The 21,103-nt window shown below is 61.2% G+C and carries 21 protein-coding genes and 1 riboswitch; of the genes, 12 read left to right on the top strand and 9 right to left on the bottom strand.

The features are described 5' to 3' along the window. Positions 1-155: 155 nt before the first annotated feature. Positions 156-959 (bottom strand): alpha/beta fold hydrolase, encoded by an 804-nt coding sequence (locus ACIOVD_RS20440; protein WP_401129925.1) that lies wholly within the window; start codon positions 957-959, stop codon positions 156-158. A gap of 152 nt (positions 960-1,111) precedes the next feature. Here ACIOVD_RS20440 and ACIOVD_RS20435 point away from each other — a divergent pair, with 152 nt between their 5' ends. After that, a complete protein-coding gene (locus tag ACIOVD_RS20435; RefSeq protein WP_401129923.1) occupies positions 1,112-1,615 on the top strand; it encodes a GNAT family N-acetyltransferase in 504 nt (167 codons plus the stop codon). 4 nt (positions 1,616-1,619) lie between these two features. Here ACIOVD_RS20435 and ACIOVD_RS20430 read toward each other — a convergent pair whose 3' ends face one another. Genes ACIOVD_RS20430 through ACIOVD_RS20415 form a run of 4 tightly spaced genes read right to left on the bottom strand, consistent with a single transcriptional unit; the run spans position 1,620 to position 4,881 of the window. Continuing rightward, positions 1,620-2,045, bottom strand: coding sequence for a pseudoazurin (locus ACIOVD_RS20430; protein ID WP_401129921.1), 426 nt, complete (start codon positions 2,043-2,045; stop codon positions 1,620-1,622). A gap of 21 nt (positions 2,046-2,066) precedes the next feature. Beyond that, positions 2,067-2,858 carry an ABC transporter ATP-binding protein gene (locus tag ACIOVD_RS20425; RefSeq protein WP_401129919.1) on the bottom strand — a complete coding sequence of 264 codons (792 nt, stop codon included), beginning with the start codon at positions 2,856-2,858 and terminating at the stop codon, positions 2,067-2,069. Next, entirely contained in the window at positions 2,855-3,871 is a 1,017-nt protein-coding gene (locus ACIOVD_RS20420) for an iron ABC transporter permease (RefSeq protein WP_159996069.1), read from the bottom strand. Before ACIOVD_RS20420 ends, ACIOVD_RS20425 begins: the two co-directional genes overlap by 4 nt. Continuing rightward, positions 3,868-4,881 (bottom strand): ABC transporter substrate-binding protein, encoded by a 1,014-nt coding sequence (locus ACIOVD_RS20415; RefSeq protein ID WP_159996067.1) that lies wholly within the window; start codon positions 4,879-4,881, stop codon positions 3,868-3,870. The genes ACIOVD_RS20420 and ACIOVD_RS20415 overlap by 4 nt, the downstream gene beginning before the upstream one ends. A 144-nt stretch (positions 4,882-5,025) precedes the next feature. After that, positions 5,026-5,218: riboswitch (cobalamin riboswitch) on the bottom strand. A gap of 184 nt (positions 5,219-5,402) precedes the next feature. Here ACIOVD_RS20415 and ACIOVD_RS20410 point away from each other — a divergent pair. The 8 genes from ACIOVD_RS20410 (at position 5,403) to ACIOVD_RS20375 (ending at position 13,548) form a co-directional block, all read left to right on the top strand. After that, positions 5,403-6,035, top strand: coding sequence for a dTMP kinase (locus ACIOVD_RS20410; RefSeq protein WP_401129916.1), 633 nt, complete (start codon positions 5,403-5,405; stop codon positions 6,033-6,035). Positions 6,036-6,345: 310 nt separating this feature from the next. After that, the gene (locus tag ACIOVD_RS20405) at positions 6,346-7,719 is read left to right on the top strand and encodes an MFS transporter (RefSeq protein WP_237234912.1); all 1,374 of its coding nucleotides are present in this window, start codon (positions 6,346-6,348) and stop codon (positions 7,717-7,719) included. Positions 7,720-7,722: 3 nt separating this feature from the next. Further along, positions 7,723-9,486, top strand: a complete 1,764-nt coding sequence (locus tag ACIOVD_RS20400) for a dihydroxyacetone kinase family protein (RefSeq protein WP_401129914.1) — start codon at positions 7,723-7,725, stop codon at positions 9,484-9,486. Further along, positions 9,479-9,949, top strand: coding sequence for a ribose-5-phosphate isomerase (locus ACIOVD_RS20395; RefSeq protein ID WP_095170034.1), 471 nt, complete (start codon positions 9,479-9,481; stop codon positions 9,947-9,949). Before ACIOVD_RS20400 ends, ACIOVD_RS20395 begins: the two co-directional genes overlap by 8 nt. Then, positions 9,946-10,749 carry a triose-phosphate isomerase family protein gene (locus ACIOVD_RS20390; protein WP_401129912.1) on the top strand — a complete coding sequence of 268 codons (804 nt, stop codon included), beginning with the start codon at positions 9,946-9,948 and terminating at the stop codon, positions 10,747-10,749. Before ACIOVD_RS20395 ends, ACIOVD_RS20390 begins: the two co-directional genes overlap by 4 nt. Continuing rightward, a complete protein-coding gene (locus tag ACIOVD_RS20385) occupies positions 10,734-11,540 on the top strand; it encodes a sugar phosphate isomerase/epimerase family protein (protein WP_401129910.1) in 807 nt (268 codons plus the stop codon). Before ACIOVD_RS20390 ends, ACIOVD_RS20385 begins: the two co-directional genes overlap by 16 nt. A 4-nt stretch (positions 11,541-11,544) precedes the next feature. Continuing rightward, a complete protein-coding gene (locus ACIOVD_RS20380) occupies positions 11,545-12,414 on the top strand; it encodes a phosphogluconate dehydrogenase C-terminal domain-containing protein (protein WP_159996045.1) in 870 nt (289 codons plus the stop codon). An 87-nt stretch (positions 12,415-12,501) separates the two neighbouring features. Then, a complete protein-coding gene (locus ACIOVD_RS20375; protein ID WP_401129908.1) occupies positions 12,502-13,548 on the top strand; it encodes a Gfo/Idh/MocA family protein in 1,047 nt (348 codons plus the stop codon). Positions 13,549-13,588: 40 nt separating this feature from the next. Here the strand turns inward: ACIOVD_RS20375 and ACIOVD_RS20370 are convergent, their stop codons facing one another. Genes ACIOVD_RS20370 through ACIOVD_RS20355 form a run of 4 tightly spaced genes read right to left on the bottom strand, consistent with a single transcriptional unit; the run spans position 13,589 to position 18,016 of the window. Further along, positions 13,589-14,554, bottom strand: coding sequence for a D-ribose ABC transporter substrate-binding protein (locus ACIOVD_RS20370; RefSeq protein WP_401129906.1), 966 nt, complete (start codon positions 14,552-14,554; stop codon positions 13,589-13,591). A 31-nt stretch (positions 14,555-14,585) separates the two neighbouring features. Next, the gene (locus ACIOVD_RS20365; protein ID WP_177440686.1) at positions 14,586-15,686 is read right to left on the bottom strand and encodes an ABC transporter permease; all 1,101 of its coding nucleotides are present in this window, start codon (positions 15,684-15,686) and stop codon (positions 14,586-14,588) included. Further along, positions 15,686-17,266: a sugar ABC transporter ATP-binding protein gene (locus tag ACIOVD_RS20360; RefSeq protein WP_401129903.1), complete on the bottom strand. Its 1,581-nt coding sequence runs from the start codon at positions 17,264-17,266 to the stop codon at positions 15,686-15,688. The genes ACIOVD_RS20365 and ACIOVD_RS20360 overlap by 1 nt, the downstream gene beginning before the upstream one ends. 3 nt (positions 17,267-17,269) lie before the next feature. After that, positions 17,270-18,016 carry a DUF2291 family protein gene (locus tag ACIOVD_RS20355; protein WP_401129901.1) on the bottom strand — a complete coding sequence of 249 codons (747 nt, stop codon included), beginning with the start codon at positions 18,014-18,016 and terminating at the stop codon, positions 17,270-17,272. A gap of 162 nt (positions 18,017-18,178) precedes the next feature. Here ACIOVD_RS20355 and ACIOVD_RS20350 point away from each other — a divergent pair, with 162 nt between their 5' ends. Genes ACIOVD_RS20350 through nanR form a run of 3 tightly spaced genes read left to right on the top strand, consistent with a single transcriptional unit; the run spans position 18,179 to position 20,843 of the window. After that, the gene (locus ACIOVD_RS20350; RefSeq protein WP_401129899.1) at positions 18,179-18,907 is read left to right on the top strand and encodes a hypothetical protein; all 729 of its coding nucleotides are present in this window, start codon (positions 18,179-18,181) and stop codon (positions 18,905-18,907) included. Then, positions 18,904-20,100: a hypothetical protein gene (locus ACIOVD_RS20345; protein ID WP_401129897.1), complete on the top strand. Its 1,197-nt coding sequence runs from the start codon at positions 18,904-18,906 to the stop codon at positions 20,098-20,100. The genes ACIOVD_RS20350 and ACIOVD_RS20345 overlap by 4 nt, the downstream gene beginning before the upstream one ends. Positions 20,101-20,150: 50 nt before the next feature. After that, entirely contained in the window at positions 20,151-20,843 is a 693-nt protein-coding gene (gene nanR / locus ACIOVD_RS20340; RefSeq protein ID WP_095170045.1) for a transcriptional regulator NanR, read from the top strand. Positions 20,844-21,103: the final 260 nt, after the last annotated feature.

The following is a 21,103-nucleotide window of genomic DNA, read 5'->3' as shown; positions in this document are numbered from 1 at the left end:
TGCTTACTTTTGCGCTGTTCAAAAGTGAGCCGCCGTCAGGCGGAACCATAGGAGGCCATTACCGCAAAAATGGATATGTACTCGGTCTAATCCAAAACCCTGGTGCAACGTCGCACACACAGTTGTGTAGATACCTATGCCGCGATGGGGCCGGTCTAGCTCACGCACGACAGCTGACGGCAAACCGCATCAATCACGGTTTGCGGCTGTTCACGGTGGGGCACATGCATGCAATCGCTGATCAGCAGCACCTCACTGCTCCCGCCAGTCAGGCCGGCATATCGATGGGCATGTTGGGTCGAACCAAACTCGTCGTCTGCGCCGTGGATCACCAGGTGCGAGCATCCAATCGCCGGCAGTCCCTGCTCGATGGTCCAGTCAGCGTAAGTCGGACTAAGCCAGGTCTGCGTCCAGGCATTCAGCACCCATTGAGCCTTTTCGCCGTGATATTTGCGCAGACGCTCGATCTGTCCCGGTTGCTCGAACTGCTCTTTAGCAAGCTGCACGCCCAGAACCGTGCGTTCCTCGACAAAGGCCTGGGACGACTCGGTCACCAGCGCCAGGCAGTGCTCGGGAAACAACGCGGCGCAGTGGGTGGCCATGGCACCACCGACGCTATGACCAAAGGCGATAAAACGCTCGATGCCCAGTCCTGCCCGCACGAGCGGCACGTAGCGCTGGGCTTCCTGGCGGATGAAGTCGTTGGACCAATCGCCAGGATGGGGGTCTGAACGACCAAATCCCAAGCGGTCGTAGGCCACGACATTGCGCTGGGTGGCGCTTGCCAGCAGGGCAGGGAAGTCGCGCCACAACGCCACGCAGCCGAGCGAATCATGGAGCAGGATGATCGGGGCCAGTGGCTGAGCCTGGGCTTGCTTGTTGGGGTACCAGCAGCGTGCGAATACCTGACCGTAGGGCGTGGTCAGCGAAAAGTCTTCGTGGTTGATGGACACCGGCATTGATGATCCTCCTTTTGCCCAACAGGGTGCGGTAGCCTGTTGGCCTGTTTATCCTTTGCTGGCGATCCACGCTGGATGTCTCGCGTAAGTGAGCCAAACGCAGTCTATCCCGGTCTTCCGTGGCAATCACCCCCGAAAATTACGGAGCGCATGTGCATCAAACAGCTATCGAGGTTGTGGTGGCCGCAGACATTCCCCAGGTTCTGGGGTTCGTCCTGGCGGCGCGCTCCGAGCTGTTCCCGAAACTGCGGGAAGCCGGCACGCCGGATGACCTGGCGAATTTTGAGCAGGTTTACCTGCGCGGTGCGGGACGCTTCCTGGTGGCCCGTCATGCCGGGCGAATCGTCGCCTCAATCGGCTATCTGCCCTATGACCGGCGCTTTGCGCACATCGATTATCCCGGGCTGAAGGTGGTGGAAGTCGTACGTCTGTTCATCCTCCCGCAGTTTCGCCGCGCGGGCTTGGCCAGCCAGTTGTACCGCGCCTTGGCGGCATCGGCCGTGGAAGCCGGGGTCGAGGTGATCTATCTGCACACCCATCCGTTCTTGCCGGGCGCCATCGACTTCTGGCTCAAGCGCGGTTTCAACGTGATCCAGGTGGACGCCGACCCGGTATGGCAGACCACCCACATGGAATGTCGTTTGCCGACCGGCTGAAAGCTCAGCGCTGCAGGATGCTGTTCAATCGCTCGAGCGCACGTGGGGGCAGGGCGCTTGGCAACTCCGGCGGTTGGGCTGCAGGCTCGCCCACCTGGATCAACATCACCATGCCCATTGCCAGGTGCGGGGTGCACTGGATGCCGTAGAGGCCAGGGACCTGAAATACCTGTTCCACTACCTGGTTGATCTTGCCCTGGAATGCCTGCGCGCCGGCCGGCAGCAATTCGCTGACCGAGGCGGCGTTATGACCACTCTGGGCAGGGATGAACCGGACCGTGTCGCCAGGCGCCACCTGCAGGTAATCCGGCTCATAGACCATGCTGCCCGCAGCGCCTCGGGTGAGCATTTTTACTTCATGGACTTCGGCGTATGCCGTGGGGCACAGCAACACTGCAGCGAGCAGCAAGGAGCGGGAAACTATACGCATGGTGGGCTATCCATAGACGAGTCAGGAGGCGCGTAATCGCAGGATCTGCGTGCCGTCAAAGGGGTCAGTGAGGTAATGCGCGTGGACCCCGAAGGTGTGTAGCAAGCGTTCTGGGGTCAGCACTTCAAGCGGTTTGCCAAGGGCGACCAGGCTTCCGCGTTCGAGCACCGCCAACCGATCACAGCCCAGGGCCTGGTTAAGGTCGTGCAGGGCAATCACGGTGGTCACGGGCAATGCGTGAACCACATTCAGAATCGCCAGTTGATGCTGGATATCCAGGTGATTGGTCGGTTCGTCCAGTAACAGGATCTGCGGGCGTTGCGCCAGGGAGCGGGCGATATGCACGCGCTGGCGTTCGCCGCCGGAGAGACTGCGCCAGGTGCGGCTGCTCAGGTGAGCCGCATCGACGTCACGCAGCGCTTGCTCGACGATCGCCGCGTCCGCCGCCGACCACGGACTCAAGGCCGACAGCCAGGGCGTTCGGCCCAAGGCCACCGCATCGAATACGCTGATTGCATCGAGGGTGTCAGCCTGCTGCTCGACCACCGCCAGGGTTTGCGCGATGGTGCGCCGCGACAGGGTCTTGAGGTTTTGGCCGTTGAGATGGATGGCGCCCTGGCTGGGCGCACGCACCCCCGCCAGCAGCTTGAGCAGGGTGGATTTGCCGGAGCCATTGGGACCGACCAGCCCCAGGGTCTCGCCACGGTGAATGGCCAGGTGAATGTCGTGCAGCAACTGCGCATCGCGAATGGCAAAGCCGATACCGGAACAACTCAATACACAGGGTTGAGAAACAGACACAGGTGCAGTCATCGGGCATTCCTCCTTCCCACCAGGATCAGCGCGAACACCGGCGCCCCGACCAGCGCCGTGACCACGCCGACCGGAATTACCTGGCCCTTGATCAGCGTGCGGGACAGCACATCGGCGGCAATCAGAAACACCGCCCCGCCCAGCGCACTGGCTGGCAGCAGACGGGTATGACCAGTCCCGAGCAACAGCCTGGCGGCGTGGGGAATCACCAGCCCAACAAAACCGATCGAGCCGACAATCGACACCATCACCGCCGTGACCAACGCCGCGCAGCTGATCAACAGCAACTGCACGGGACGCACCGCAATGCCGAGGGAGGCCGCGGAGTCTGCGCCAAAGGTGAAGGCATCCAGCGCGCGGCGGTGCCACAGGCACACCGCAAGACCGGCCAGCGCCACCGGCACGGCCAGCCACACGGATGGCCAGCGCACGCCACTGAGATTGCCCAGCAACCAGAACATGATGCCGCGTGCCTGTTCGGAGCTGGCCGACTTGGTGATCAAAAACGCCGTGAGTGCGTTGAACAGTTGTGACCCGGCGATCCCGGCCAGGATGATCTGCCCGGTAGTGCCCGGTGCGCCACTGGCACGGCCGAGCAAAACCACCACGGCGAAGGCCAGCACTGCGCCGGCAAACGCCCCGGCCGACATTGAGATCGCCCCGGCGCCCAGGCCCAGCAACGCCACCAGCACTGCGCCTGTCGACGCCCCCGCGGAAATCCCCAACAAGTAGGGATCGGCCAATGGGTTGCGCAACAGCGATTGCAGGATCACCCCGCAAGTCGCCAGCCCCGCACCGCACGCCGCCGCCACCAGTGCGCGGGTCAAGCGGTAGTTCCAGACGATGCCTTCGTCGATGGGGTCCAGGGCATAACCGGCGGCCCACAGCTTGTTGGCCAGCACCTGGAACACCACCGTCGGTTCAATGCTGGTTTCGCCGATGGTCACACCGGCAATCAGCGCGATCAGCAGGGTCGCCAGTGCCAATGAGGTACGCAGTAGCATCGCCGTCATTGCGCCAGGTCGTAGCTGTTGAGGGCAGTAGCCAGGGTTTCAAGGCCGTCGAACATCCGCACGCTGGCCTGCATGGCCATGGCGTCGAGGATAATGATGCGGTTGTGTTTGACCGCGTCCATGTTGCGGGTCACCGGGTCGCTGCGCAGGAATTGCAGTTTCTTTTGATAGTCGTCAGCTGGAAAACGCCGACGATCCATGCGCGCGATGACCAGGAAGGTCGGGTTCGCCTTGGCAATGGTTTCCCAGCCGACGCTTGGCCACTCTTCGTCGGACTCCACCACGTTGCGCACGCCCAGGGTATTGAGCATGAAGTCGGGAATACCCTTGTGTCCGGCGACATAGGGATCGATATCCAGGCTGGCGCTGGAGAACCAGACCAGCGCGCTGGTGTGCTTCAGGTCTTGGTTCTGCACCGTGGCCACCGATTTGGCCAGGCTGGCTTTGAGCTGCGCGTTCAATTGCTGCGCACGCTCCTGGACATCAAAAATCTCCCCTAGCTGGCTGATGCTCTTATAGAGACTGTCGACCCGGAACGGCGCCAGGCGAGTACCGTCGGCCCCCACCAGGTTGTCCTTGGACTCACAGTCCGAGGGCATCAGGTAGGTCGCAATCTTCAGCTCGTCAAACTGCTCCCGTGTACCCACCACCCCTTGCGGACCTACCATCCACTCCAGCTCGACGGCGACCAACTCCGGGCGCTTGCCGATTACCGACTCGAAACTCGGGTCGTTATCGGCCAGGCGTTCGATCCCGGCGTTTTGCGCCTGGTACTGGGGCAACACATCGTTGAACCACAGGGAAGTGCCGACCAGTTTGTCTCCCAGCCCCAGGGCAAAGAGCATTTCGGTCCCGGCCTGGCCAATCGTCACGGCCCGAGCCGGGGCGTGGGCGAAGGTCTGTGTGCTGCCACAGTTTTGCAGCGTCAGCGGGTACTGAGTGGGCGCAGCCTGGGCCAGTGAACAAAGACCCAGGCCCGTGGCGAGGGCGACAACGCGGGGCAGCAGCATGATGCAATCTCCATTTGAACCGTACACGGAGCAGGGGTGTAGGGCCTGGAAACACATCAACGAGCGCTGCCGAAAAACCGGGCAGGGGTCGATCACCAAAGTGACGCACGCGCAAGGATGCCCCTCCCGGACACCCCGCCGGTTAGTGATTGTTGCGTCGCCGGCAGGTCTCCTGACTGATGCGTCATGGCGTGCTCCAGCCTTCCCGGGTGATCCCAGTGGCAGTTAAGGAGCAGGCTCAGCACCTACAGTTGCGGGGGCAGTTCCGTTTGATGCGTTGCGCGCATCACGGATTCCCTATTATTCCCAAGTGGAAACCGGCGGCGGCATGGTAGTCGATTGGGGAGTTGGAGGCGAACCTATCAGACACCCTGGATTTTCAGGCCCGTTAGCCAGCAATCAGTTTAGAGTGTTGATCCATGCCAGTTCACAAGCTCCCTCCATTCGATTCCCATAGTCGCGCCAAGCGCTTCCAGCGAACGAACCGGGCAAAACAACCGTATATCAATCGTTAGTGAAGAATGAATCGTCCGCTGTTTGTTTCTCTAGATGGGCCCAAGGGAACCGGTAAAACCACACTGTTGGAGGCCGTTACGAAAGTACTGCGGGCAGACAACAAAAAGGTGATCCGACTTTGCGAGAGTAAAAGCGATCCCTACAGGGGTGAAACCATGGCCCTGGTAAACCAGTTCGTCAGAAATCCCATACGGGATCTGGAATGGGAGATTTGTCAGCGCTTTGCCGATAGTCGCCGCTGGATTTCCCAGCACGTGCTGACCAAACAGCCACTGGACAGCATCATCCTGATCGATCGCTGGTACCCGTCCGATGCCGCGTTTCGCCGGCAGATCCCGTTTGCAGAGATCCTGCAGTTGAACATTGATCGAGGCGTGCAAGTGCCAGACCTGCATGTCGGGGTTGTTACCGACCCAGAGGTTTCATGGGCGAGGGCCGCGGCACGCCAGCGTGGGCTGAGCAGTACCGTGATCCATAAGCTGGAAGAACATGTCGCTTGTACCCAGGCGTTCGAGCGCGCGATTGCAGATCACGGCTGGTTTTTGTGCCGCAATGAAGGAACGATCGAAGTCGCAACGATGCAGGTGGTTGCGCAGATCCAAAGGGTCCTTCGCAGCTCTGTAGACGCCAGTGCTTAGCACCTGGGCAGATGCTTGCTTTGTCAGCGCGAACCCTCGGCGTTGCGTGTTGACTCTGTTCCGATGAATGGCAAAAGGCTCGGAAAATAGCGCTGGCTGCTCACGCTTAGGGCGCCGATGAGGTCTTTTTTTGGTCTGGTATAGAGATCATACCATCATCACAGTATACAAATGAAAATCCCCGTGTTAGAAATTAGCCCAAGCCCTCGAGCTTCGTTGCTGAAGCCAGGCCCAGGTTTGGATCGCCGCCTTTCAGCGGTCCTAATAAGAACGTCATCTCATCACACCAGTCCTGCCAAAGGACCTGTAGATGAGCCGGAGAACCGCAATGCAGAACATCTCCGCATCTCCGGCCGAGCAATCGGCTATCCGTAAGATCTCGCTGCGCCTGGTGCCTTTCGTGGCACTGATGTTTTTCATCAACTTCCTCGACCGCACGGCGATTTCCTTCGCCGGACCCAATGGCATGAATCAGGACCTTGGTCTGAGCGTCATCCAGTACGGCCTGGCATCGGGGATCTTTTTCATCGGTTACATCCTGCTGGAAGTGCCAAGCAACCTCGCACTGCACAAGTTCGGCGCGCGTAAGTGGCTGGCGCGGATCATGGTGTCGTGGGGCATCGTTTCGCTGTTGTTCACCTGGGTGAGCAGTATCGAGGGGTTGTACACCCTGCGCTTTTTACTGGGGATCGCGGAAGCGGGCTTCTTCCCTGGAGCGATCCTGTTCCTCAGCCTGTGGGTGCCTGCCCGCTATCGCAGCAAGATCCTCTCGCTGTTCTATCTCGCCCAGCCGCTGACCATCGTCATCGGCGCACCGTTGGCCGCGTGGTTGATCGGCCATGACGGTCTGTTCGGTCTGTCCGGCTGGCGGGTAATGTTCCTGGGGGTGTCGCTGCCGGCCATCGTGGTGGGCTTGATTGCCTGGTTCTATCTGGTCGATCACCCGTCCCAGGCCAAGTGGCTGAACGCCGATGAAAAAACCTGGCTGGTCGGCGAACTCGACCGCGAGCGCGTCGATGTTCGTCGCAGCCCACACCACATGGGTGTCCGCGCGGCAATGCTCAACGGGCGAGTCTGGATGCTGTGCCTGATCTATTTCGGCTTTATCTACGGGCTGTATGCGCTGTCGTTCTTCCTGCCCACCATCATCGGCGGTTTCCAGGCTCAGTTCGGCACCACGTTCACGGTATTCGAGAAGGGCCTGATCACCGCGATTCCGTATCTGCCGGCGGCTCTGGTGCTCTACCTCTGGTCCCGTGATGCGACCCGTCGTGGCTGCCGCACCTGGCACATCGCGCTGCCCGCATTGACCGGCGCAGTGAGCATTCCGCTGGCCATGGCCATGGGCTCGCCGACAGCCACCGTGGCCGTGGTGACGATTACCGCCTGCTCGATCTTCGCTGCGCTGCCCAACTTCTGGACGCTGCCGACCCAGTTCCTCACCGGGGCCTCGGCTGCGGCTGCTGTGGCACTGATCAACACCGTCGGCAACGTCGCGGGCTTCTCTGCGGGCTTCATCACTGGCGCCCTCAAGGATTACACCGGTACCTACGCGGTTCCGATGATGGTGGTCGGCGCACTGATGCTGATGTCCGCGGTGCTGATGGTGGCGCTCGGCACGCGGCGGCGGGTTGTCGATGCAGCACCGCTGGCCGCTACGCAACAGGTCCTCCAGGGAGAATAAGAAATGACCCGTTTGTTCAATGAACCTTCAGCCTTCGCCAGTGAGCTGGTGGAGGGGTTTGTCGCCGCGCACCGCGACAAAGTACGCCAGGTGCCGGGCGGAGTGATGCGCTGCACCCGATCTCAAGAGGGTTCGGTTGCCGTGGTGATCGGTGGTGGCTCGGGGCATTACCCGGCGTTCGCGGGACTGGTTGGCCAGGGCCTGGCCCACGCGGCAGTGATGGGCAACCTGTTCGCCTCGCCCTCCGCGCAGCAGATCTACGCTGTCGCTCGTGCCGCGCAGACCGGCGGTGGGGTGTTGCTGGGGTATGGCAACTATGCCGGGGACGTGCTGCATTTCGGCCTGGCCAAGGATCGACTTAACGCCGAAGGCATCCGCTGCGAGGTGATCGCGGTCACGGACGATATCTCCAGCGCTTCCAGTGACGAGCTGCACAAGCGTCGTGGCATTGCCGGTGACCTGGTGGTGTTCAAGGCGGCGGCCGCGGCGTCCGAGGCGGGATATGACTTCGATGCTGTGGTGCGTGTTGCACGGCATGCCAATGCTCGCACCCGCTCGCTGGGTGTGGCGTTCTCTGGCTGCACGTTGCCGGGCGCCGACCATCCGTTATTCGACGTGCCGCAGGGCCAGATGGCGCTGGGCATGGGCATTCATGGTGAACCCGGGATTAGCGAAGGCCCGGTGCCAAGTGCCGATGAACTAGCCGAGGTTTTAGTCTCGTCGCTACTCAAGGAGCTGCCGCAAGGTATCGCCGAGGTGGCCGGGCAGCGTGTAGCGGTCATCCTTAACGGCCTTGGCAGCGTCAAGTACGAAGAGCTGTTCGTGCTCTATCGACGGGTCGCGCAACTACTCGAAGCCAGCGGGCTGACCGTGGTCGAGCCTGAAGTGGGTGAACTGGTCACCAGTTTCGACATGGCGGGTTTGTCGCTGACCCTGTGCTGGCTGGACGAGGAGCTGGAAGGCTTTTGGTGCGCACCGACATCGACCCCGGCTTATCGCAAGGGCGTGACCAGCGTTGCCGAACGCTTGAGCGAAGAGCACGCGCCCGTGGTAGCGGTAACGGTGATTCCACCCTCCAGCACCAAGTCTCGGCGCTCGGCGCATTGCGTCATGCAGGCGCTGGAGGCAGCGCAAAAAGTGCTGATCGAACAGGTCGATGAACTCGGCCGTATCGATGCGGTGGCCGGCGACGGTGATCATGGCATCGGCATGCAGCGTGGAATCATCGCCGCCGTCGGCAGGGCGCGCGAAGTCCTGGCCATGGACGCGGGTGCCGGGACCTTGTTGCGCATGGCCGCCGATGCCTGGGCCGATCAGGCCGGTGGGACGTCGGGGGCGATCTGGGGCGTACTGCTGACCGCGCTTGGCACCTCGCTTGGGGATTGCCTGGATCCAGACGCGAGGTTAGTGGCCCAAGGGATTCGCCAGGCGAGCGACGGCATTCAGCACTTTGGCAAGGCGCAGGTGGGCGACAAGACCATGGTCGACGTCCTGGTGCCGTTCAGTTCAGCGCTGAGCGACGCCGCCGCCCGCGGCCTGGAGTTGCATCACGCCTGGCAACTGGCTGCCCAGGTGGCCGCCGAGGCAGCAGCTGCCACCGCCAACTTGCGCCCACGTATCGGCCGCGCCCGCCCTCTGGCGGAAAAAAGCCTCGGCACGCCGGATGCCGGCGCCGTGTCGCTTTCCCTGATCATCAATGCCATCGAGCCCGTCCTGCGGGCCGGCACGCTGGCGCCCCGTCGTATCGAGGAGACAGTTCATGAATAACCCACTGCGCATCGTCATCGGCTCGGATGACGCCGGTTATGAATACAAGGAAGCGCTCAAGCGCGACCTGCTTGCCAACCCGGATGTCGAGTTGATCGAAGACGTCGGCGTCGACAGCCAGAGCCACACCGCGTATCCGCTGGTGGCCATCGCGGCTGCGGAAAAGGTCGCATCCGGTGCGGCTGACCGTGCGCTGCTGATCTGTGGCACCGGGCTGGGCATGGCCATCTCCGCCAACAAGGTGCCGGGGGTTCGCGCAGTGACCGCCCATGACAGTTTTTCGGTGGAGCGCGCGGTGTTGAGCAACAACTCCCAGGTGCTGACGCTCGGTCAACGAGTGATTGGCCTGGAGTTGGCTCGGCGCCTGCTCAAGGAGTGGCTGACCTATCGCTTCGACGAGCATTCGGCGTCTGCGCAGAAGGTCCAGACCCTGACCGATTACGAGCGGGTCAGCGCACGATGAGCACACCCGTCATCACGCTCGGTGTCAGCCTGAAGATGTATTTCGGCTATCGCCAAACCCTGGAATGGTGCCAGGCCATTGCCCGGCAACTGAGCGCCCATGCCGATGTGCGCAGCGCAGCGATCGAGGTATTCGTGATTCCCAGCCACCCGACGTTGGCGCCTGTGCTGGAGATCTTCGACGGGTTGGCCCGGGTTGGTGCGCAGAATCTGTTCTGGGAAGATCAGGGCGCCTACACCGGTGAAGTCAGTCCGCTGATGCTGCGTGAGATGGGCTGCAGCGTCGCCGAGATCGGGCACGCCGAGCGACGTCGGTACTTCGCCGAGACCGATCGGCAGATTGCCGACAAGACCGCCGCGGCCTGGCGCAATGACCTGACCCCGGTGCTGTGTCTGGGCGAGGAACGTCACGGTCGGGTGCAGGATGCGGTGCAGGTGTGTCTGCAACAGCTCGATGCTGCATTGGCCTCGGCCCGCCAGGCCGGTCTGAGCGGCGAGCTGATCCTTGCTTACGAACCGCAATGGGCCATCGGCGCGGCTCAACCAGCGTCCGCCGAGTACATCGGTCAAGTGTGCCAGGCGTTGCGCAATGCCGTGGCCGGGAGCGGCACTCGGGTGATTTATGGCGGCAGCGCCGGCCCCGGATTACTGAGCCAGTTGGGTGGCCAGGTCGACGGCCTGTTCCTGGGGCGCTTCGCCCATGATCCAGGCGCTTTTCAATCGATTCTCGACGAGGCGGCAAAGCTCTGCGGCCCTACGTCTGCCCGTGAAATGGAGGGCGCATCATGGCAATCGGCCTGAGTACCTATTCGTTCTTCTGGCGTGCCAGCGAGCGCGTCCCGCAACCGCTGTATCTGCCACAAATGCTGCAGCAGACCGCTGAGCTGGGCGCCGGGGTATTCCAGATCTGCGACTACAAGGCGCTTGAAGCATTGAGTGCCAGCGAGCTGGGCGACCTCAGGCGCCAGGCCGACGACCTCGGACTGGTGCTGGAACTGGGTACTCGTGGCCTGGACACCGAACACCTGCGCAAGTACCTGAGTATCGCCGAGGCCCTGGATGTGCGCGTGTTGCGCAGTATGTTCAACAGCAACAGCCTGAAACCGACGCCCGAACAGGCCTTCGAACTGCTGCAAAGGGTAATGCCGCAGTTCGTCGAGCAGGACGTCAAGCTGGCCCTGGAGACCTACGAGCAAGTGCCGACGCGCACCGTACAGGATGTCGTCGAACGTATCGACAGCCCGTGGCTGGGTATCTGCCTGGACCCCGGCAATTGCGTGGCAGCGCTGGAAAATCCGCGCGAGGTCATCGACATGACCGCGGAACGGGTACTGAACCTGCACGTCAAGGATTTCGCCTTTTCCCGGCGCGATGGCTGGGTCGGTTTTACCTTCGCAGGATGCCCCATGGGCGAGGGCCTGCTGGACTACGCCTACATGCGCGGCAAGGTTCGACCGAACAGCCGGCATATCAACCAGATCATCGAACACTGGCTCCCCTGGCAACTCGACGCGGCCACCACCTGCGCGCTCGAAGACCAGTGGACCCGACATAACCTGAACTACCTGAATGCAAAGCAAACCGAGGAATGACCCCATGACATACGAACTCAACAAAATTGCGATTGTGGGTGCCGGCGGCAAGATGGGCATGCGCATCTCGCAAAACCTGCAAGGCAGCCATTACAGCGTTGCCTACTGCGAAAACTCGCCCAAGGCTCAGGAGCAGATTGTCGCGGCGGGGCGTAGCCTGTCGGCCACCAACGATGTCGTGCCGCAGGCCGATGTGGTGATTTTGGCCGTGCCCGACGTGGCCCTCGAAGCCGTGTCGGCACAGGTCGTGCCACAGATGAAGAGCGGCGCGATCCTGCTGACCCTCGACCCGGCGGCGTCCTATGCCGGGCTGCTGGCCCAGCGCGATGGCATTCACCAGGCCGTGGCGCACCCTTGCCATCCCTCGGTATTTCTGGAGCGCTACACCAAGGAAGAACACGCCGATGCCTTCGGCGGTAACGCGGCGGTGCAGGATGTCTGCGCCGCGTTTGAAACCGGCAATGACAAGCAGCGCTCGGAACTGGCCAACATCATCGCGGTAATGTACGGCCCGGTTGGCGAAGTGCATTGGGTAACCGTCAAGCAACTGGCCTATCTGGAGCCAACGCTGGTGGAAACCGTCGCCTGCATGGTCGGTAGTTTCATGAAAGAAGCGCTGGACGAGACCATCAACCGCATCGGTGTCCCTGAAGCGGCGGCCAAGGCCATGCTCTATGGCCATATCCAGATTGCGCTGGCGGTGTCCTTCCGCAGCACCAACCCATTCTCCGATGCCTGCATGATTGCCATGGAATATGGCCGCGAGAAGATCATCAAGCCGGACTGGAAGAAGATCTTCGACGAGAAAGAACTCGACCTGATCATTGCCCGCATGTTGAAAATCGATGCAGTGCGCAAAGCCGATGCGGCTTGATCCATACTGAAAACCAAGTACTTTTTGACGTCCGGGCGGTGAACACCTCCGGGCGTCTTTTTTTATCTGCAGCCAAGGAGATGAACAATGGACCGTCCACCGTTGCGTGGTGCGTTGATCGGTTGTGGCTTTTTCGCCCTCAATCAGCTGCGCGCCTGGCAGGACCTCAGTGGCGTGCAGATCGTCGCCCTGTGCGACAGCGACCCGCAACGGCTAGCGGCCTTCGCCGAACATGCGCCGGACGCGGCGACCTATACCGATGCGCAGGCCATGCTGGGCGAGCAGGAACTGGATTTTGTCGACATCGCGACACCGACCTCGGCGCACAAGGCGCTGGTGCTGATGGGCGCCGAGGCGGGTGTCGATATCATCTGCCAGAAGCCGTTTGCGGCAACGCTGGACGATGCCCGGTTGATGATCGACACCTGTGCGGCCCTGGGTGTGAGCTTGACCGTGCATGAGAACTTCCGGTGGCAGGCGCCGGTTCGGGCAGCGATCGAACAGCTGCGCAGCGGGGTGATCGGCACCGCCTTTTTTGGCCGCGTGAGTTTTCGCAGCGGCTTCGATGTCTATCGCTTGCAACCTTACCTGGCGAAGGCACCGCGCTTCATCATCGAGGACCTCGGCGTGCATGTGCTGGACATCGCCCGGGCGTTGTTTGGCGATGTTTCGCGACTGACTTGCGAGACCCGTCGGGTCAATGGCGCAATAGCGGGCGAGGACGTCGCAACGGTGCTTCTGGCGCACGAACAGGGGATGACCAGCGTGGTGGACTTCAGCTATGCGACCCAACTGGCCAGTGACCCGTTCCCGCAGAGTCTGCTCGAGGTGGACGGCGATCGCGGTTCGTTGCGCCTGCTGGCGGACTTTCGCTTGCAGATCCACGACGCCCAGGGGAATGTCGAAACACTGGATGTCTCGCCGGATGCGCCAACCTGGAGTGATGCCCCCTGGCAGCCGATACAGGAAAGCGTGCTGCGCTTGCAGCGTGAGTGGTTGGCTGATCGACGTGGCAACCGGGAGTCGGAGACCTCGGGTGCGGATAACTTCAACACCCAGGCGTTGGTGGAGGCTGCGTATGAATCTGCGAGCACAGGAACGACGGTGGTGCCCGCCAGGTTTGTAGCCGCTTGAACAGGGATGTCCCCACGCACCGCGTGGGGACATTGGCCACTCAGCGCATGCCGAATCCGCCCTCACGCACTTGCTTGCTGTTGTCTCTGGAGACCATTACGCAATCCACCGATTGCTTCTCGGGTTTGTCGGTCTTGCCGGTGCGCAGAAGTTGATCGGCCTGTTCCATGGCCATCGCCGCCATTTGCGTCGCCTGTTGCAGGCCGGTGGCGATGATCGGGCCGTCACCGGCAATCTGCCGGACGACATCGGGGTTGCCATCGATGCCGACGACTTTCACTTCACCCTTGCCGGCGTTCTTCAACGCCGCGGCGGCGCCCAGTGCCATGGTGTCGTTGCCGGCCAGGACGCCGACGATGTTCGGGTGAGCCTGGATGATCGATTGCATGACGTTGTAGCCCTGGGTCTGGTCCCAGTTGGCTGACTGCTGCGAGACCATTTTCAAATCCGGGATCTGGTCGAGCACGCGATGGAAACCTTCCGAGCGGACATGGGCGTTGACATCGGAAGTGCGCCCGATCAGCTCCACATATTCACCCTTGAACCCGACCTGCTCGGCGAAGTATTCCGCAACTGACGTCGCGCATTGTGAGTTGTTGGAAACGATCTGCGCCGTGGCAATGCCGTTGGCGTTGACTTCCCGATCGATCAGGAACACCGGAATCTTCGCTTCCTGTGCGCGCTTCACCGCTGCGATGGAGGCGTCGGAACCGGCGTTGTCGAGAATGATCGCAGAGGCGTTGTCGCCGATGGCGGTCTGCACCAGGCGTAATTGGATGTCCGGATCGTCCTGATGCACCAGCGCGTTGGTGCGATAACCGAGCTTCTTGGCCGCCGCTACGGCAGTATCGGATTCGGCCTTGTAAAACGCATTGCTGTGCGACGGCGTGATGACCACGATCAGATGATCCGAGGTTTTGAATTCTGCGGCGGTGGCCGCCAGCGGCAACATCGACGCGGACAACATGGCCAGGGAAAGCAACTGACGGGAGAAGAGTTTTTTCATTGTTGTAGTCATCCCTTTATGTGATTGAAAGTCACGCAGTGGTGCTCGGCGTACCCCGATCTTCCTGGGCTTTGGCCTGGCGTTCTGCGCTTGATTTTTCGACACGGCGTTGCAATTGGTCGACCACCACGGCCAGTACGATCACCGCGCCGGTAATAACGGTCTGCCAGAAGTCGGAAATACCCACCAGTACCATCCCGTTGCTTAGCACCCCGAGGACAAAGGCGCCGATGATCGTGCCGCCAATGGTACCTACACCCCCGAACAGCGAGGCGCCGCCCAGCACCACCACGGCGATAGCGTTGAGTTCGTAGGAGGTGGCGATGGCCGGGTTGGCGGCGCCCAGGCGCGAGGCAATGATCAGCCCCGCCAGGGCGGCGCAGAAGCCGGAGATAGCGTAGGTGCCAATCTTCACCCGACTGACCCGCACACCCGACAGCTCGGCGGTGCGTTCGTTGCCGCCAATGGCGAACACCTGGCGACCAAAAACGGTCTTGCGGCTGATGTACACGGCCACCAGGGTCAACAGGATCATCAGCCAGATTGACACCGGCACGGACAACAGCCGCGCAGTGCCCAGCAGCAGGAAACCGCTGTTGTTCAGTTCGGCCTGGCCCGTGAGGTCGCCATACGTGGCTCCACCGGACACCAGTTGCGCCGCGCCACGGGCCATGTACAGCATGCCCAGGGTCATGATGAACGGCGTGACTTTCAGGCGCGTGATGAACCAGCCGTTGACCGCGCCCACCAGGGTCCCCAGCGCAAGGCTCAGAATACACACGACCGGAATGCTGAAAAACGCCGAGACGCCCAGCCATGGCAGGCGCAGCCCCTCGGTGATCAAGTAGCCGGCGACCATCGCCGCCAGTCCCGCCACTGCGCCAACGGACAGGTCGATGCCGGCAGCAAGGATGACGAACGTCATGCCGATACCCAGGATTGCGAACACCGCCACCTGCTCGGTCACGATGACCAGGTTACGGGCCGACAGGAACGACGGCGCAATGGAGGAGAACAGCACCACCAGCAGCGCCAGCGCCAGGTAGGCGCGCAGTCGGAGCAGCAACAACGGTAGGGAGCGCATGTTCAACGCGGTAGATTTTCGGGCAGGCATGGAAAGAGAATCGGCCATCATGCAGTTTCCTTTTCAGTGGGCGCCAAGGCTGTCGAGTCCTTGCGCGAGACTTGCGACCAGCCCACCAGTGTGGGTTCGTCCAGTTGCTGGCGGGTTAGATTGGCGGTGATGCGGCCCTGACACATCACCAGTGCCCGGTCTGCGCCACCGATGATTTCGGTCAGGTTGCTGGAGGCATAGAGAATTGTCAGGCCGTTCTTCGCCAGGCTATCCAGCACCTCGAACAGCTCGCGCCGGGCCTTGATGTCGATCCCGCGGGTCGGCTCGTCGAGCAGCAACACATGGGGTTCTGTAAGCAGGTTCTTGCCCACCACGACTTTCTGCTGGTTGCCGCCGGACAGTGAAGAAATCGCGACGTCGGCATGCTCGGCCTTGATGTGCAGTTCGCGAATCATCCGTGCCACGTCGTCGTCCATCGGCTGGCGAGCCAGACCGTCGGCGCGGCTGTAGCGGGTTAGATTGGCCAGCAACAAGTTGTCGCGCACGCTGGCGCTGGCAACCAGCCCGAGCTTCTGCCGGTCCTCGGGCACCAGGGCAATACCGGCGCGTATGCGACCGGCGATATCCTGCGCCAATGGCAGGGTTTGGCCGTTGATCTCGATGCGTCCGCCGATGGCGCGTCGCAGACCGATCAGGGTTTCGAACAGTTCGGTGCGGCCTGCGCCCATCAGCCCATAGAACGCGACGATCTCGCCGCGTCGTATGCTGAACGAAACCTTGTTCAATAACAGCGAACCTTGATCGCTCGCCACTTCCAGGTCGCAAACCCGTAGTACGACAGGTGCCAGTTGATGCACCGCAGGGTCGGTGCCAGTGCGCAATTGGCTGTTCATCTGGCTGCCGATCATGCGTTCCACCAGCCAGTCGATGGTGACGGTGTCGCGCACACCAGTGCCCACCAGATGGCCGTCGCGCAGGACAGTGAAGTGGTCGCCGATCTCGATCAGTTCATCCAGGCGATGGGAGATGTAGATGATCGAGACGCCCTGACGCTTGAGGTCGGTGATCAGCGAAAACAGAATACCGACCTCGGCTTCGCTCAGCGAAGAGGTGGGTTCGTCGAGGATCAGCACCCGCACATCACTTACCAGCACTTTGGCGATCTCGACGATCTGCCGCTTACCGATGCTCAGATCCTGCACCAGCGCATCGACGTCGATGTCTTGGCCCATGCGCTGCAGGGTGGCGTGCGCCAATTGGCGCTGCTCGCCGTGCAAGACCCGACCAAAGCGGGTGCGTCGCTCTTTGCCGATGAACATGTTCTCGGCAACGCTGAGGTTCGGGCACAGGTTGAGCTCCTGATGCACGATACCGATGCCACGGGCCATGGCTTCGCGGGGACTGTTCAGCGTCAATGCCTGTTCGCCGGCGAACATCTGCCCGGAAGTCGGCTGCTCGATCCCCGCGAGGATTTTCATCAACGTCGATTTGCCGGCGCCGTTCTCGCCAATCAGCACATTGACCTTGCCATGCACCACATCAAAATCCACGCCTTTGAGCGCGGTAGTGCCCTGGTACACCTTGCGTATCTGCCGCAGGCGCATGGCTAGCGTGAGGGCGGGGGAGTGCGCGTTCATCGGCTACTCCTCCACCGTCAGGCTGACGGGCACGATGCGGATTGTGGTGGGCGATTGCAGGTTGAACACACCACTGAACGTGACCGTCTTGCCTGCGAGGCTGGCGGCCGGAACTTGCCCGTAGGCACGGGCCAATGCTTGCTTGTTGAGGGCGGCGGCCACGTCGGCGTATTGGGTCTGGTTGGTAAATGCGTTCAACGACATATTGCTGGCGACATCGCGCAGTGCAGTGCTGATGACTAACGGGCCGGTCAGCAGTTGAATCTTTTGCCCGACCAGCTCAGGGTTGTCGGGGAACTCCAGCGTGAGCAGCCCCAAGGGTGACTTCAGGTTGGCCTCGGCAACGCGCGCGGTGCCGCTGATCACGAAGTTTTTTGTCGCGCCTGGATGGGGAACGGCGAAACGTGTGGCTGCATCAGCAGGGTTTGCGGCGATGGCAGCGAGCACGGTTGGCAGGTCGACGGCGTCCTTGTCCAGCACCGGTTGCACGTCGCTGGCCCATTGCTGCTCGACAAACTGCTCGGGATTAAAACTGTTGATCGCGAATTTCTGGTTGAGCCCTTTGGCGTTGGCGCTCTGCGCCGTGTTGAGTACGACTCGGCCGGTGGCCGGATCAAGGGGGCGCAGGCTGACGAGCGGGCCGCCAATCAACGTCGTGGCCACCAGCGCTGCAGCCACGACAGCCACTATCGCAACAGCTGGGACGCCTCGGGAAAACCCCGAAGGTTTACCGGATACAGTCAAGCCCATGCAGATCTCCTCGCCTCAAGGCGATTTTTTTGTACTTGTTAGGAGGTTCAGTCATCACTATATATCATCATCATACCAGTTCAAGGTAGAGTCTTTTTCCTAAGCTTGTGCGCATTGGGTCCTACCTTGATGCCAACCATAACCAGAGCAGGAATCTCGTCGATGAGCTCATCGCAAGCCCAGGATTACCGTCTTTACGGCACTTCGCAGCCGCCTGCCGAAGGGCAGCAAGTAGCGATGCTGGACCTGACCTTTGTTGCCGAAGGTGCGCAGTTACGGCGCTTTTGTGTCGACCAACGGGAGATCATGCGCAGTGTCGGCCTGGTGATACGTGATGAATTCTGGGGGACGCATCACCTGCTCCAGCAACACCTGGAAACCCGCTCGGAGCATCGACAATGGTGGCGAAAGGTCGAGGGGATAGTGGCTTCTAACGACGACAAGCCGGTGCTGGACTGGCGATTGGAGATGGACATCCGTGGCGACAGGCTATCGATCAAGGCCGAGTTGCGCGCGCGCCGGGATTTTTCCACCTGCCGCGCCGGGTTGATGCTGCTGCACCCACTCGACGGAGTCGTCGGAGCACCGGTGTCTGTGATCCATAGCGATAACCAGCAAGAAGAGGGCGTCTTCCCTGACCTGATCAGTGCGAGTCAGCCTTTTTTCGATATCGCCGGCCTGGTGCATTCACCTGCGCCCGGCCTGGTGCTGGACTGGCGCCTGAGTGGCGATGTGTTTGAAATGGAGGACCAGCGCAATTGGTCCGATGCCTCGTTCAAGACTTATAACCGGCCGCTGGCGTTGCCTTGCCCGTACGTCATTGAGGCAGGTCAGCGCGTCGAACAGCGCATCGAACTGACCGTGCTACGCAATCAGGACTACCGGCCATGAGCACCATCCGCATCGCCATCGAAGGTACATCCGCACATCCGTTGCCTGCACTGGGCCATGGTCTGTGGGTCAACCACCTGGAAGACGTGGACGCCGTTCAAACGCTGATCGAGCAACTCGGTGGTGCGCACCTGGAGTTGCTGGTCGATCTTCGCCAACCCGGCAGTCTTGAACAGCTGCGCGACGCTTTATCGGTGTGTCAGCGTACCCAGACCGAGGCCTGGTTGTTGGTGATTGTCAGTGACCAGACGCCAGAGAAACAAATACGCGACCTGGCCCGGATGCTGGCAACCGCGCCCTGTGTCCCGCGAGGCATTCTGGCCACGCCGGCAGCCTATCTGGAGAGTTACCAGCCCAACGGCCAGTGGCCCGACGGCCCAACCCCCGACGATATTGCCGCGCTTACCGCCGAGCTGCTGCCTGGCTACCTGATCGGTGGCGGCGTTCCAACCTACTTCACTGAATTGAATCGCTGTCGCCCGGCTGCCGAGCGATTCGATTATCTGACCCACGCGACTTCACCCATTGTGCATGCAGCCGATGACCTGTCGGTGATGGAGTCCCTGCAATCACTGGGCGATATCGCCCGCTCGGCGCGGCAACTGGCCCACGGCAAACCCTATCGCCTGACCACCACGGCCATCGGTGCCTGGCGTAACCCGTACGGCGGCCAACTGACGCCCAATCCACGGCGCGAGCGTGTGACCCTCAGCGACCAGGATCCACGTCAGCGAGGCCAGTTTGCGGCTGCCTGGACGGTGGCGCACTACGCCGCCGTCCAGCGTGCAGGCGTCGACGCCATCGCGCTGTGGGCCGTCAATCAGCCTTTTGCGGTCGCAGAGTCCGGCGAGTTGTGGCCGATCTTTCATGCCTTGCGAGGGTTGAACCGAGGCCGAGGTAAAACCGCCTTGGATATTGGCGCTTCTTCGGCGGCCGTTTCCGTGCTGGCCTGGCGAGAGGAGAAAGGGATTGAGGTATGGGTGGCCAACCTGACAGGCCGTGAGCAGGCCATCGAGTTGACCGGGATGGGCATTGATGGCATCACTCGCCTGGATGCCGATACCTGTAGCAGCGCACAGAACGATCCGGGCTTCATTCACCGAAGATTCAGCCCTGGCTACGGCCTGCCTGTCATTGCGCCTTATGGCGTGCTCGTTCTGGACTGCCAATGTAATGTTGAGAGTGGCTTATAATCACGTTAACGTTGGCGCTATTTACGCTTTCACGATAGAGATGTCGATTAATGTCAGAGATCAAGAAACGCACTATTCAACGCAAGAAGCTTTCTGACATCGTCTTTGAGCAACTGATCGGACTCATCCAAGAGGAAAACCTGCAGCCCGGCGATCAAATGCCGGCGGAACGCGAGCTGATGGAAACCTTCGGCGTGGGTCGCCCAGTGGTCCGCGAGGCAATGCAGCGGCTGGCGGGCATGGGCATGATCACCATTCAGCACGGGGAACGAGCCAAGGTCGGGCGTGTGGACATGCACTCCATGATCAACCAGATCGACCTGGCCGCTCGCCATCTGCTTTCCAGCTCGGCGAAAAACGTCGACCACCTGCGTCAGGCTCGCGAGTTTTTTGAGACCGGGCTGGTCAAGATCGCCGCGCAGCAGGCCACGCCCGCCGATGTTGTCAGGCTCGAAGCGGCCTTGGCGAAGATGCACAAGTACCGAGACAGCGACGAGTTTATTCCCGCCGACATGGAGTTTCATGCCGAAATCGCACGCATCTCCGGGAACCCGATCTACATTGCGATTTCTCACGCAATCCTGGAGTGGATGGCCGACTACCGCGAGGACATGTTGCGTTTCAAAGGCCGTGAGATGACGCTCAAGGAGCACGGGACCATTCTTGGTTTTATCAAATCAAATGACCCAGCGGGTGCCGAGCGAGCAATGCATCATCATCTGGTGGAGCGCGGTGAGGAATAAGCACCGTTCAATCCATGCTGGATAATCCGCCAGGCCACTAGACCGCTTGGCGCCTTTGTGCGAGGCCAGTTGATTATCCCACCCGTTTATTCAGGTAATACGCGTCATCGTTAGCGTCCATCGCGAGCAAGCTCGCTCCTACAAAGTACTGCGCTCACTTAACTGAACAGCATTACGCCTTGCCCCCCGTTTCAGGGAGTACTGCACGAGGCGTTCTATCCTTACCGTGGGATGGCACTTCATTGGCTGGCATAGCTTCC

It is taken from the genome of Pseudomonas sp. NPDC087626, assembly GCF_044743405.1.
Lineage (GTDB): Bacteria > Pseudomonadota > Gammaproteobacteria > Pseudomonadales > Pseudomonadaceae > Aquipseudomonas.
This window is presented reverse-complemented; position numbering and strand designations above follow the sequence as displayed.

Excerpts from the sequence above, each read along its gene's own strand:
- ACIOVD_RS20350 (WP_401129899.1), top strand. The coding sequence starts at position 18,179 with ATGAGCTCATCGCAAGCCCAGGATTACCGTCTTTACGGCACTTCGCAG.
- ACIOVD_RS20420 (WP_159996069.1), bottom strand. The coding sequence starts at position 3,871 with ATGACGGCGATGCTACTGCGTACCTCATTGGCACTGGCGACCCTGCTG.
- ACIOVD_RS20425 (WP_401129919.1), bottom strand. The coding sequence starts at position 2,858 with ATGACTGCACCTGTGTCTGTTTCTCAACCCTGTGTATTGAGTTGTTCC.
- ACIOVD_RS20400 (WP_401129914.1), top strand. The coding sequence starts at position 7,723 with ATGACCCGTTTGTTCAATGAACCTTCAGCCTTCGCCAGTGAGCTGGTG.
- ACIOVD_RS20440 (WP_401129925.1), bottom strand. The coding sequence starts at position 959 with ATGCCGGTGTCCATCAACCACGAAGACTTTTCGCTGACCACGCCCTAC.
- ACIOVD_RS20370 (WP_401129906.1), bottom strand. The coding sequence starts at position 14,554 with ATGAAAAAACTCTTCTCCCGTCAGTTGCTTTCCCTGGCCATGTTGTCC.
- ACIOVD_RS20380 (WP_159996045.1), top strand. The coding sequence starts at position 11,545 with ATGACATACGAACTCAACAAAATTGCGATTGTGGGTGCCGGCGGCAAG.
- ACIOVD_RS20410 (WP_401129916.1), top strand. The coding sequence starts at position 5,403 with ATGAATCGTCCGCTGTTTGTTTCTCTAGATGGGCCCAAGGGAACCGGT.
- ACIOVD_RS20375 (WP_401129908.1), top strand. The coding sequence starts at position 12,502 with ATGGACCGTCCACCGTTGCGTGGTGCGTTGATCGGTTGTGGCTTTTTC.
- ACIOVD_RS20395 (WP_095170034.1), top strand. The coding sequence starts at position 9,479 with ATGAATAACCCACTGCGCATCGTCATCGGCTCGGATGACGCCGGTTAT.
- ACIOVD_RS20415 (WP_159996067.1), bottom strand. The coding sequence starts at position 4,881 with ATGCTGCTGCCCCGCGTTGTCGCCCTCGCCACGGGCCTGGGTCTTTGT.
- ACIOVD_RS20355 (WP_401129901.1), bottom strand. The coding sequence starts at position 18,016 with ATGGGCTTGACTGTATCCGGTAAACCTTCGGGGTTTTCCCGAGGCGTC.
- ACIOVD_RS20390 (WP_401129912.1), top strand. The coding sequence starts at position 9,946 with ATGAGCACACCCGTCATCACGCTCGGTGTCAGCCTGAAGATGTATTTC.
- ACIOVD_RS20365 (WP_177440686.1), bottom strand. The coding sequence starts at position 15,686 with ATGGCCGATTCTCTTTCCATGCCTGCCCGAAAATCTACCGCGTTGAAC.
- ACIOVD_RS20360 (WP_401129903.1), bottom strand. The coding sequence starts at position 17,266 with ATGAACGCGCACTCCCCCGCCCTCACGCTAGCCATGCGCCTGCGGCAG.
- ACIOVD_RS20345 (WP_401129897.1), top strand. The coding sequence starts at position 18,904 with ATGAGCACCATCCGCATCGCCATCGAAGGTACATCCGCACATCCGTTG.
- ACIOVD_RS20405 (WP_237234912.1), top strand. The coding sequence starts at position 6,346 with ATGAGCCGGAGAACCGCAATGCAGAACATCTCCGCATCTCCGGCCGAG.
- ACIOVD_RS20385 (WP_401129910.1), top strand. The coding sequence starts at position 10,734 with ATGGCAATCGGCCTGAGTACCTATTCGTTCTTCTGGCGTGCCAGCGAG.
- ACIOVD_RS20430 (WP_401129921.1), bottom strand. The coding sequence starts at position 2,045 with ATGCGTATAGTTTCCCGCTCCTTGCTGCTCGCTGCAGTGTTGCTGTGC.
- nanR (WP_095170045.1), top strand. The coding sequence starts at position 20,151 with ATGTCAGAGATCAAGAAACGCACTATTCAACGCAAGAAGCTTTCTGAC.